An 11350-nucleotide genomic window follows, 5' to 3' on the forward strand; every position below is an offset into this window, starting at 1 on the left:
CTCCAAGCGTGGAGCGGTGCTCTGGGTCGTGAGCGGTGCTCCGTAGTTGGAGCAGTGCTCTGCTTCGTGAGCGGTGCTCCGCACAAGGCGACGGCGCCGACCCTCCGTGGGACGGGGAGGGTCGGCGCCGGGGGACATGCGCCCTGGCGTCTTCGCGTGACGCCTCAGTGCCTCAGTGGCTCAATGCCTCAGACGAGCAGGCCCACGAAGTGGACGACGGCTGCCAGGGCGTTGGTGATGAGGTCCATGGTGGTGCGTTCTCCTTGCATGGTCAGTGTGGGACAACACTCCGGCCCTCAAGGGACATGAGGGGGAGGCGCCAACTGCGGTCTGCAGCCCGCCGCTTGCGCCCCGTAAGCATCTGTCAGCACACAGTTACCGCGCAACTTTCTCCGCAACGGCCATACGTTCGGGCGAATTTCCGCTCCCGTGTTCGCCCGTTCCCGGACAACTGCCGTACGGTTCACGGGAGTTGAGGAGCGCGCGGATGTCCCGCACGGCGGCGCGGCCCGCGCGGTTCGCCCCGATCGTGCTGGCCGAGGGGCCGTAGCCGACCAGATGCACGCGCGGGTCCCGTTCCGCGCGCGTGCCCTCCAGCCGGATGCCGCCGCCCGCCTCGCGCAGCCGCAGCGGGGCGAGATGCGCGGTCACCGGCCGGAAGCCGGTCGCCCACAGGACGGTGTCCGCGCGCCAGCGCGTGCCGTCGGCCCAGACCACACCGTCCGGCACCAGGCGCTCGAACATCGGCAGCCGCTCCAGCACCCCGCGCTCCCGCGCCCTGCGCATGGCCTCGGTCATCGGCAGCCCCGTCACGGACACCACGCTGCGCGGCGGCAGCCCCTGCCGCACCCGCTCCTCGGCCATGGCCACGGCGGCCCTGCCCTGTTCCTCGTCGAAGGGGCCCTCGCGGAACACCGGTGGCCTGCGCGTGACCCACGCGGTGTCCGCCGCGACCTCGGCGACCTCCAGCAGATGCTGCACCGCCGAGGTGCCGCCGCCGACGACCACGACCCGCTTGCCCTCGAAGGCGTCCGCGTGCGGGCCCGGGTACTGCGCGGTGTGCAACTGCCGCCCGCCGAACGCCTCCTGGCCCGGTACGCGCGGCCAGAACGGGCGGTCCCAGGTGCCGGTCGCACTGATCACGGCCCGCGTCCGCCACGTACCGGCGTCGCTCTCCACGAGCAGCCGCCCGCCCCCGCTCGCGGGTCCGTCCCCGTACGCGAGCCCGTCGCCGGCCTCCCGTACGCCGCTGACGTGCACGGGACGGCGTACGGGAAGCGCGAAGGCCCGTTCGTAGCGCGCGAAGTAGCCGCCGATCACCTCCGAGGACGGCGCTTCGGGATCGGCGCCGGTCAGCTCCATGCCGGGCAGCGCGTGCATGCCGTGCACCCGGCCGTAGGTGAGCGTCGGCCACCGGTGCTGCCAGGCGCCGCCGGGCTCCGGCGCGTGGTCCAGCACGACGAAGTCGCGCCAGGGCACGAATCCCGTACGCCGCAGGTGGTACGCGGCCGAGAGGCCGGCCTGTCCCGCACCGATGACCACCACCGCAACATCGTTCATGTTTCTACTAACCATCGCGCAGCGCCGTGCCTTCCCGGGCGCGCCCGGACCCGCGCGGCAGAGAGGATGGGGGCATGACCGACGCACTCCAGACCCACGTACTCCGGATCACGACCGGCTCCGGCGAGACCGTCGCCGACCTGACCCGCGAGTGCGAGCAGTTCCTCGGCCGCGCGGCGAACGGCCGCGACGGCCTGCTCAACGTGTTCGTCCCGCACGCCACAGCCGGGATCGCGATCCTCGAGACCGGCGCCGGCAGCGACGACGACCTGCTCGCGGCGCTGCGCGACCTGCTCCCCGCCGACGACCGCTGGCGGCACCGGCACGGCAGCCCGGGCCACGGCCGCGACCACGTACTCCCGGCGATCGTCCCGCCGCACGCGACCCTCCCCGTGATCGGCGGCCGCCTGGAACTGGGCACCTGGCAGTCCGTGTGCCTGGTCGACACCAACGGGGACAACCCGGAGCGGAAGGTGCGGCTCAGCTTCCTGGGGTGAGGGGAGCCGAGCGCCGTCGGCCGGGGTGAGCTGTGTCTCAGCCGGCCGGCTCCGCTTGGCTATGCAACAAGTTGCATAGAGGATGCGGGCATGGCGCTTGACCACGCGATTCTCGTCTCGCTGCTGGAGAAGCCGGGCTCCGGCTACGAGCTGGCCCGGCGTTTCGACCGCTCGATCGGTTACTTCTGGACCGCCACCCATCAACAGATCTACCGCGTGCTCAAGCGCATGGAGAGCGACGGCTGGATCGACGCTCGCGAGGTGACGCAACAGGCCCGGCCCGACAAGAGGGAGTACTCCGTCGCCGCCCCCGGCCGGGCCGCCCTCTCCCAGTGGCTGCACGAGCCGATCGAGCCGGAGAGCGTCCGGCACGAGCTCGCCGTGAAGATCCGCGGCGCGGCCTTCGACGACCCGGCCGCGCTGATCCGCGAGGTGGAGCGGCACCGCCGGGCGCACGAGAGCCGGCTCGCGCACTACCTCGCGGGGGAGCGGCGCGATTTCACCGGCCCCGACGCCCCCGGAACATCCGACGCCGGGCAGCAGCTCCAACACGTCGTGCTGCGCGGCGGCATCGCGTACGAGCGCATGACGCTCGACTGGCTGGACGACGTGCTCGCCACGCTGCACCGGCTCGCCGCCGAGCGCTGAACCGGTCCCGCGTACAGGCGCCCCGGCGGGGGCGCCGCCCCGCGGTCCGCCCGAGCTTTCCCTTTCCCCATGTCAACTCCCGAGCATGTCAATTCCCGAGCCGGAGAGGTGCACACCCATGGCTGACCCGCTGCTGTTCAACCCGCGTACGTACGATCCGACCCACTTCGACCCCGAGACCCGCAGGCTGCTGCGCGCCACCGTCGACTGGTTCGAGAACCGCGGCAAGCGCCGTCTGATCGAGGACTACCGCTCCCGCGCCTGGCTGGCGGATTTCCTCGAATTCGCGGCGAAGGAAGGGCTGTTCGCCACCTTCCTCACTCCTGCCACTGTCGCCTCCGCCGCCGCCGGCGGGCAGGCGGCGGAGCAGGGGGACATGCGGTGGGACACGGCCAGGATCGCCGCCCTCAACGAGATCTTCGGCTTCTACGGGCTCGACTACTGGTACGCGTGGCAGGTCACGATCCTGGGGCTCGGCCCGGTCTGGCAGAGCGACAACGCCGCTGCCCGTACGCGGGCGGCCGAACTCCTCGCCCAGGGTGAGGTGTTCGCGTTCGGCCTGTCCGAAAAGAGCCACGGCGCTGACATCTACTCCACCGACATGCTCCTCGAATCCGACGGCAACGGCGGTTTCCGGGCCAGTGGCTCGAAGTACTACATCGGCAACGGCAACGCCGCCGGCCTTGTCTCCGTCTTCGGCCGCCGCACCGATGTCGAGGGGCCCGAGGGCTATGTCTTCTTCGCCGCCGACAGCCGCCACGAGGCGTACGAGCTGGTGAAGAACGTCGTCGACTCCTCCAAGTACGTCAGCGAGTTCCGGCTCGACAATTACCCCGTCGGTCCCGACGACGTGCTGCACACCGGCCGTGCCGCCTTCGACGCCGCCCTCAACACCGTCAACATCGGCAAGTTCAACCTGTGCACCGCCTCGATCGGCATCTGCGAGCACGCGATGTACGAGGCCGTCACCCACGCGCACAACCGTGTCCTCTACGGCAACCCCGTCACCGCCTTCCCGCATGTGCGCCGGGAGCTGACCGACGCGTACGTCCGCCTCGTCGGGATGAAGCTGTTCAGCGACCGCGCCGTCGACTACTTCCGCTCGGCGGGACCCGACGACCGCCGCTACCTGCTCTTCAACCCGATGACGAAGATGAAGGTGACCACCGAGGGCGAGAAGGTCATCGACCTGATGTGGGACGTCATCGCCGCCAAGGGCTTCGAGAAGGACAACTACTTCGCGCAGGCGGCCGTCGAGATCCGCGGCCTGCCGAAGCTGGAGGGCACGGTCCACGTCAACCTGGCGCTGATCCTCAAGTTCATGGGCAACCACCTCCTCAACACGGCCGAGTACGAGCCCGTACCGACCCGCCTGGACGCGGCCGACGACGACTTCCTCTTCCGGCAGGGCGCGGCTCGTGGCCTGGGCTCCATCCGCTTCCACGACTGGCGCACCGCGTACGACGCGTACGCCGACATGCCCAACGTCGCCCGCTTCCGCGAACAGGCGGACGCCCTGTGCGACTTCGTCACCACCGCCGCGCCTGACCAGGAGCAGAGCCGCGACCTCGACCTTCTGCTCGCCGTCGGCCAGCTGTTCGCCCTGGTCGTGCACGGACAGCTGATCCTGGAGCAGGCCCGTCTGACCGGCCTCGAACACGATGTGCTCGACGAGCTCTTCGGCGTGCTGATCCGCGACTTCTCCGCGCACGCCGTCGAGCTGCACGGCAAGGACTCCGCCACCGCCGAACAGCAGCGCTGGGCCCTGGAGGCGGTCCGGCGCCCCGTCGCCGACGAGGCCCGCTCGGCACGCGTCTGGGCACGCGTCGAGGCGTTGTCCGGAACGTACGAGATGGCGCCGTAGCCGCGAGGAGCGGCGGCCGCGAGGAGGAGAGAGGTCTGCCCACCCCGGCTTCCACGGGAAGCCGGGGTGGGCGCCCCTCGGACGGAGGTCCCGGACACCAACGGCGACACCCACGCGCAAGAACCTCAGCCAGGGCGAGCGGGTCAGCGCAGGCCGGCGAAGAGGTCGTTCTCGGGTACGGGCGCGCCGGTGGCGTCCTTGACCCGTACGAAGGTCTCCATGCCCATCAGCTCGCCGAACCGCTCCTTGCCCATCTTGAGGAAGAAGATGTTCTCGCCCTGACTGGCGTGCGCGGCCAGGGAGTCGAACTTCTGGTCGCTGAACGCGGTGGTGTCCACCCACGTGGTGATCTCGTCGTCGGGGAGGCCGATCTCGGCCATCGCGGCCTCCTCGGCAGGGTCCGGCTCCGGCATGTCCTCGCCGAGCTCGCGCATGATCTCGCCGAACCGCCGCATGCCCGAGCGGGGCATCGTCGTCCAGTACACCTTCGGCGTCAGCCCGGTCATCTCCAGCGCCGTCATGGTGATGCGGTGGGCCTGGATGTGGTCGGGGTGGCCGTAGAAACCGTTCTCGTCATAGGTGACGACCACATCGGGCTGGTAGTGCCGCATGAGATCGGCGAGTCGGGCGGCGCCTTCCTCCACGGGCGTCTGCCAGAAGGATCCGGGGGCCTCGTTGCTCGGCCAGCCGATCATCCCGGAGTCGGCGTAGTCCAGCGTCTCCAGGTCGCTGACCTTCAGAACGTCGCAGCTCTTCTCCAGTTCTTTACGGCGCATCGAGACGACGGACGCCGGGTCGTGCCCGGGATCGCCCGGCTTGACGCCCTCCGGTCCGTCACCGCAACCGCCGTCGGTACACGTCACGAGAACCGTGCGTACGCCTTCCGCCGCGTACCGCGCGAGGACCCCTCCGGTACTGGTGGCCTCGTCGTCGGGGTGGGCGTGCACGGCCATGAGCGTCAAGGGTCGGTCGGTCATGAAGGGTTCCTCCTGCGGAAACATGTCTGGTGCGAGTACGCGGTGGACGTGCCGCGACCCCGGGGCCCGGATCCTGGCGGCACGGACGACCTCATGGCCTCCGTACTCCCCGCCCGCGGCACCGGCCCCTCGGCCGATGCAACCGCGTCGGCCGGGCGAGATGTTCCCGACGCGGCCGTTCACCCTTCCAGGCATCGGCGCGGCAGCGTGCCCCCCGGCCCCTCGGTCCCGCGCGATCGTGGGCGCCGGGCCCGCCGAGCCCGCCGGGAGCGACATCGCACAGTCGCGCAGCGCTGTCGCCCTCGCGCTGTGCACCCTCACCGTCGGCCGAGCCGCACCGATGCCCGCTCGTCGCTCTGGTGCGTCCGCGCAATCACTGTCGCCACGGCGTGAACCTGCGGGCCGTGACCGACCTGGCCGGGCACGTGCTGTGGATCTCGCCGAACGCGGAGGTCAGGCCGAACGCCTCACGCATCCTGGCCCACCGCAGCGGGCCTCCACGGGGCGGTATAGGGCAAATATGGCGCCCGCTCCGAGACTGGGCCAGCCTCCGGTCCGGCGCCTCCGTGCCGGGACCGCGCCGGGGGCTGGCCGGAGCCGGTGTCCGACTCATACGGAGCGTGCGATGCCCCAGAACAGCCGGGTGGCCGAGCCGCTGCGTTTCCGTGGCCCCGTGGTGGTCCCCGCCGGGGAATTCCCCACCGAGCCCGGCGTGACCGGCCTCGGCCGGGTCGGCTCATGCGTCGCCGGGAGGCTCGGCGCCTTCGGTACGGACGTCGTGCCGTGCAGCCCCTGCCGCCGCAATCCCGAACCACCCCCTTCATCACGGCCGTTCGGGTCATGCCTGACCGGCCCTGTCTCTTGGAGTGCACAGTGAGCAGCAGCAACCAAGCCCACCGCCGTACGCGCGCCAGATCCTGGCTGCGTCGGGCGGCCGTAGTGCTCACCGGTACCGGTGTGGCCGTCGGCATCGCCGTGGCGCCCGCCACGGCGGCCGGAGGGTGGCAACCCGTTCCGGACCCGAACAGCAACAACTGGATGGACGCCTTCCTGCCGGCCGCCGACGGCACCGTCTTCGCCCGCGGTGGCTACTTCCCGCAGGGCGACCCGGGGTCCGGCGAGTTCTCCACGTACTGGCAGCGCGAGGGCACCGCCTGGAAGCAGATTCCCCTCCCGCGGAAGACGCAGTCGCTCGACACCTACGGGGACGACCGGTGGACAGCCACCTCTGCCAAGGACCTCTGGGTCATCGGCAGCATGGCGGCCACGCCCACCATCGCCAATCACTGGAACGGCACCGCTTGGGAGGACCGCTCCCCGGCCGACAAGACCGTGGCGTTCAACTCCGTCAAGGCGCTCTCCGCCAAGGAGGTGTGGGCGGCTGGCGAGACCCAGTGGACTACCACCACACCGACCCAGGCGGGCGTCATCGGCCGCTGGGACGGCACTGACTGGAAGATCACCAAGCTGCCTCAGGCGAAGGGCGGCCGCACCCTTCTGGGCAACATCCACGCCGTGTCGAGCACCGACGTCTGGGCGTCCGGCGAGACTTGCGAGGGCCAGGACACCAGCCGCTGCCGCGGCATCGTGATGCGCTGGAACGGCAGCTCCTGGAAGGAGGTGCCGCTCCCCGCAGGCACCGGAGGGGTATCAGAGATCACCGCGAACGCCTCAGGTGAGGTGTGGGCCGCGGCCGGCACGAAGGTGCTGCGCTGGACCGGCAGCTCCTGGGACACCAGCGCCGAGGTGAAGCTCCCCAAGGTGTACGGCGTCACCGAGCTCACCTGGGCGGGCGGCAAGCTGTACGCGGGCCTGAGCCTGGAGCAGCGGAGCGGCCACTCGGGTGTGCTGCGCTGGAACGGCCGCTCTTGGGACACCATCGCGTCACCGTTCGACCCCAAGACCGACTACGAGGACATCAGCAGCGTGTCGTCGCTCAGCGGCGCCCCCGACGGCTCCCTGTGGGCGGCGGGCTCCTACCGGGCCTTCTTCGCCACCCCGACCTTCGCCTCGTACCTGCCCGCGAGCGCGATCGGCTGACGCCGTCCCGCAGTACCGCGTCAACCCTGGAAGGACCCCCGTACATGCAAGCACACGGCGCCTGGACGCCACTTGAGATCAGGCCGTCGGATGCGGGCGCACCCGCGACGCCGGAGGGCCTCGTCGCGTACCTGGAGGAGCTCGGCGACGGCTGCACAACGAGATGTCGTACGCGCCGAGTTGGCCGACCCGGCTGATGTTCTTCTGCGACGTCGCTCCGGAGACCGGCGGCGCCACCCCGGTCCTCGATGCCGAACTGTGGCTGAACTCCCTCGACGACGAGGTGCGCGAGGCCTACCAGGGCGGCGTGCGGTACTCGCAGAACCTGCACGGCGGCAAGGGCCTGGGCAAGAGCTGGCAGGACACCTTCGAGACCGACGACCGCGACGAGGCCGAGGCGTGTCTGAAGGACGCCGGCTCCGAGTGGAGCTGGCGCACGGACGGCACGCTGCGGGTCTCCCACGGCGGCCCCTCGACCCTGCGGCACCCGGAGACCGGCACCGAGGGCTGGTTCAACCAGTCCGACCAGGGGCACCCGGCGGCCCTCGGCGACGAGACCGCGAAGGCACTGGCGCAGATCATGCCGGTCGAAGAGCTGCCGCAGTCCGTCGCCTTCGCCGACGGGCGGCCGATTCCGGACGAGTACGTCATCCAGGTGCGCGACCGCGGTCTGGACAACGCGGTGAACGTCGACTGGCACGCCGGTGACGTGCTCCTGATCGACAACGTCCTGGTCGCCCACGGACGCCGCCCCTTCACCGGGCCGCGGCGGATCCTGGTCGCGATGACCGACTGACACCTGCCATGAGGGGGAGGGCGGGCAGCCTCGGCTGCCCGCCCTCCCCTTTGCCGTTCGCGCCGAGCGGCGGCGCCGGTCCGTTCCCTTCGTACGGAGGGAGGCGCGCGGGCCTGCGGGGCGGCGTATGGGGCTTCGTACAGGTGCGACGGCATGGGGAGAGACGAAATATGGGCCGGGCGCGAAGCCTCCGCGGCGGGTAGTTCCCCACCTTCACGGAGGAAGTCATGCGCTACAAGAGACGCTTCGCCCGAGCGGCCGCCGCCACGCTGGCCACCACCGCACTGGCCGTCACCGGACTCATCGGCCTCGCCCCCTCGGCGGGCGCGGCGACGCAGACCTGCGCCTATCGGCCCAGCCAGATGCCCGTGCCGAGCGGTGCCACCGCCGGTGCCGTCACAGCGACGGCAGGTACGGACCTCTTCGCGGGGGAGATCGAGTATCCGGTCTCCGGCCGTACTACGAAGAAGCACGCGGCCCTCTGGTCGGACGGCAAGGTCACCGACCTCGGGACCGTCCCTGACGCCGACTACATCCTGGGCGTCAACGACATGAACGCCTCCGGCACCGTGGTCGGATACGGCTGGAAGCTCACCGGGTCCAGCGAGGGCTGGCCGATGGGGAACAACTTCCCGTTCCGTTCCAGCAACGGCAAGCTGGAGCGGCTGCCGGTGCCCGAGGGCGCACACGACGTCGTGGCGCGGGCGATCACCGCGAACGGGGACATCTACGGCGACGACCCCAATCACCGCACGGCCTACTTCTGGCCCGCCGACAAGCCGGGGACCGTGACCCAGCCGGCGGGGTTCCCCGTCGGCAGCCGCGTCGAGGGTGTCGACACGGACGGCACGGTCGCGGTGACGGCGGTGTCCGACGTCGAGGGAACCACTCGCGCCTACCTCTGGAAGGGCGGAGTCGCCAAGGCCCTCGCGATGCCGGCCGGGGCGACGAACTCCACCATCTCGTCGATCTCCGGCGGCACGGTGGTGGGTGACGGCCAGACCGCTGACTTCGGCCGTTTCGCCGTCGCATGGGGCAAGGACGGCCGCCCCAGCCGGCTGCCCGACGGCTATGGGACCAGCGACGTCAACAGCACCGGTCTGATTCTCGGCTCCTCGGCCAAGTCCCACTCCGCCAAGCTGTGGCAGGGCGCCTCCACCCTGACGACCGTCAAGGGCGACGGCCAGTTCTACACCCTCGGCGACGACGGGACGCTGGGCGGCGCGAACGCCCCGGTCGGCACCACCTACCCCCGATTCCCCGCCGTCTGGCGCTGCTCCTGAATCCTGCTCCTGATCCCCGCTCCGTCCGGCACTCCCGGGGCCCGGCCGTCGCGGCCGGGCCCCGCGAACACCCATGTCACACGACGGGTCCGCCCTCCTGACCGCCCGTCAACCAGGGCCTTTATGATCTTGGCCGCCGTGCGACCGTACGGCGCGGGCGCGGGAGGCGTCTCCCGGCGGACTGAGTGACCCCTGTTGAGGAGCGGCATGGACATCGGCGTCTTCATCCCCATCGGCAACAACGGCTGGCTCATATCGAAGAGCTCGCCGCAGTACATGCCGACCTTCGAGCTGAACAAGACCGTGGTGCAGAAGGCCGAGGAGCACGGGCTCGACTTCGCGCTGTCGATGATCAAGCTGAAGGGCTTCGGCGGCGAGACGGAGTTCTGGGACCACTGCGCCGAGTCGTTCACGCTGATGGCGGGGCTCGCCGCGGTGACCGAGCGGATCAGGCTGTACGCGTCGACGCCGATCCTCGCGCTGCCGCCGGCGATCGTCGCGCGCATGGCGGCCACGGTCGACTCCATCGCTCCGGGGCGGTTCGGCGTCAACATCGTCACCGGCTGGGCTCCCGGCGAGTACGCGCAGATGGGCCTGTGGCCCGGCGACGAGCACTTCGGCAACCGCTACGACCGGGCCGCCGAGTACGTCACCGTGATGAAGGAGCTGTGGAGCGAGGGCGTCAGCGACTTCAAGGGCGACTTCTACGAGATGGACGACTGCGTGCTCTCGCCGCGGCCGGCCAACGGCCATATAGACATCGTCGCCGCAGGTCAGAGCAGCACCGGCATGGCCTTCGCGGCCGAGCACGCCGACTACAACTTCGTCCTGGGCCGCGGCGTGAACACGCCGCTCGCGCTCACGGACACCACCGAGGCGCTCGCCGGCGCCGCGCGGGAGAGCGGCCGCGACGTCGGCGCCATGACCCTGTTCATGGTCATCGCCGACGAGACCGACGAGGCCGCCCGCGCCAAGTGGCAGGACTACCACGACAACGCCGACCACGCCGCGCTCGCGTACATGGCGGGGGAGACGGACGCGGACGCGACGGACGACGCCTCGGCCACCGCCCGGACCATCGCGGCACCCGAGGGCGCCGTGAACCTCAACATGGGCACGCTCGTCGGCTCGTACGAGACCGTCGCGCGGATGCTGGACGAGGTCGCCGCAGTGCCCGGAACCGACGGCATCATGCTCGTCTTCGACGACTTCGTCGAAGGAATCGAGAACTTCGGCACGCGCATCCAGCCGCTGATGAAGTGCCGTGCGGGGCGCGGCGCATAGGTTCCGGAGGCGCCGGGGCGTCGTAGACGCCGTAGACACGGTGACGGCCGTGATCGGTCTCCGGCCGTTCTCCGGCCCGGCGTTCATCCGCTTCGCCGCCGGAACCCGGAAGCCGCGGATACGAACACCGGCGGAGACGACCGATGAGTAACTCCGAGCGGAAGGCGCGGCTCAGGTTTCCGGGGTGAGTCGCGCCGGGGCGCTCCTTTCCCGGAACGAGCGCCTCGAAGGCGTCCGGAATACGGGCGTCCGGCCTTCCCGCGTCACCTGCGCGAAACACGGTGCGCGGATCCCCATTTTCCTTGTGTTCGAATTAGGAGCGCGGGGGTCGGAAACCCGCGTGGACCCGCCCCAACGTCCGCCTTGACAAGGGGTGTCCGTGGTCTCACAGTGGCTGCTAC

General features: G+C 70.6%; 9 protein-coding genes. 7 read left to right on the top strand and 2 right to left on the bottom strand.

What is annotated here, in order from left to right:
* Positions 1-375 precede the first annotated feature (375 nt).
* Positions 376-1560 (bottom strand): NAD(P)-binding domain-containing protein, encoded by a 1185-nt coding sequence (locus tag ABEE00_RS09275; protein ID WP_345744814.1) that lies wholly within the window; start codon positions 1558-1560, stop codon positions 376-378.
* Between the two features lie 74 nt (positions 1561-1634).
* Between ABEE00_RS09275 and ABEE00_RS09280 the strand changes: the two genes are divergently transcribed.
* The 3 genes from ABEE00_RS09280 to ABEE00_RS09290 all read left to right on the top strand — a co-directional run bounded on the left by ABEE00_RS09280 (position 1635) and on the right by ABEE00_RS09290 (position 4569).
* Positions 1635-2057 carry a YjbQ family protein gene (locus ABEE00_RS09280; RefSeq protein ID WP_345744815.1) on the top strand — a complete coding sequence of 141 codons (423 nt, stop codon included), beginning with the start codon at positions 1635-1637 and terminating at the stop codon, positions 2055-2057.
* A 90-nt stretch (positions 2058-2147) separates the two neighbouring features.
* Complete coding sequence (locus ABEE00_RS09285; RefSeq protein WP_345744816.1) at positions 2148-2705, top strand: PadR family transcriptional regulator; 558 nt, start codon at positions 2148-2150, stop codon at positions 2703-2705.
* 118 nt (positions 2706-2823) lie between these two features.
* Positions 2824-4569 (top strand): acyl-CoA dehydrogenase family protein, encoded by a 1746-nt coding sequence (locus ABEE00_RS09290; RefSeq protein WP_345744817.1) that lies wholly within the window; start codon positions 2824-2826, stop codon positions 4567-4569.
* A 143-nt stretch (positions 4570-4712) separates the two neighbouring features.
* On the opposite strand, the gene ABEE00_RS09295 is transcribed toward ABEE00_RS09290, so the two are convergent.
* Positions 4713-5546, bottom strand: a complete 834-nt coding sequence (locus tag ABEE00_RS09295) for a PIG-L family deacetylase (protein ID WP_345744818.1) — start codon at positions 5544-5546, stop codon at positions 4713-4715.
* 873 nt (positions 5547-6419) lie between these two features.
* Here ABEE00_RS09295 and ABEE00_RS09300 point away from each other — a divergent pair.
* The 4 genes from ABEE00_RS09300 (at position 6420) to rutA (ending at position 10949) form a co-directional block, all read left to right on the top strand.
* Entirely contained in the window at positions 6420-7586 is a 1167-nt protein-coding gene (locus ABEE00_RS09300) for a hypothetical protein (protein ID WP_345744819.1), read from the top strand.
* A gap of 151 nt (positions 7587-7737) precedes the next feature.
* The gene (locus ABEE00_RS09305) at positions 7738-8382 is read left to right on the top strand and encodes a TauD/TfdA family dioxygenase (protein WP_451918536.1); all 645 of its coding nucleotides are present in this window, start codon (positions 7738-7740) and stop codon (positions 8380-8382) included.
* A 227-nt stretch (positions 8383-8609) separates the two neighbouring features.
* Positions 8610-9665, top strand: a complete 1056-nt coding sequence (locus ABEE00_RS09310; RefSeq protein ID WP_345744821.1) for a hypothetical protein — start codon at positions 8610-8612, stop codon at positions 9663-9665.
* 207 nt (positions 9666-9872) lie between these two features.
* Positions 9873-10949: a pyrimidine utilization protein A gene (gene rutA / locus ABEE00_RS09315; RefSeq protein ID WP_345744822.1), complete on the top strand. Its 1077-nt coding sequence runs from the start codon at positions 9873-9875 to the stop codon at positions 10947-10949.
* Positions 10950-11350 lie beyond the last annotated feature (401 nt).

It is taken from the genome of Streptomyces odontomachicola, assembly GCF_039605595.1.
Taxonomy (GTDB): domain Bacteria; phylum Actinomycetota; class Actinomycetes; order Streptomycetales; family Streptomycetaceae; genus Streptomyces.

Coding starts and splice junctions, on each gene's coding strand:
- ABEE00_RS09275 (WP_345744814.1), bottom strand. CDS start 1,560: ATGAACGATGTTGCGGTGGTGGTCATCGGTGCGGGACAGGCCGGCCTC.
- ABEE00_RS09295 (WP_345744818.1), bottom strand. CDS start 5,546: ATGACCGACCGACCCTTGACGCTCATGGCCGTGCACGCCCACCCCGAC.
- ABEE00_RS09285 (WP_345744816.1), top strand. CDS start 2,148: ATGGCGCTTGACCACGCGATTCTCGTCTCGCTGCTGGAGAAGCCGGGC.
- ABEE00_RS09290 (WP_345744817.1), top strand. CDS start 2,824: ATGGCTGACCCGCTGCTGTTCAACCCGCGTACGTACGATCCGACCCAC.
- rutA (WP_345744822.1), top strand. CDS start 9,873: ATGGACATCGGCGTCTTCATCCCCATCGGCAACAACGGCTGGCTCATA.
- ABEE00_RS09310 (WP_345744821.1), top strand. CDS start 8,610: ATGCGCTACAAGAGACGCTTCGCCCGAGCGGCCGCCGCCACGCTGGCC.
- ABEE00_RS09280 (WP_345744815.1), top strand. CDS start 1,635: ATGACCGACGCACTCCAGACCCACGTACTCCGGATCACGACCGGCTCC.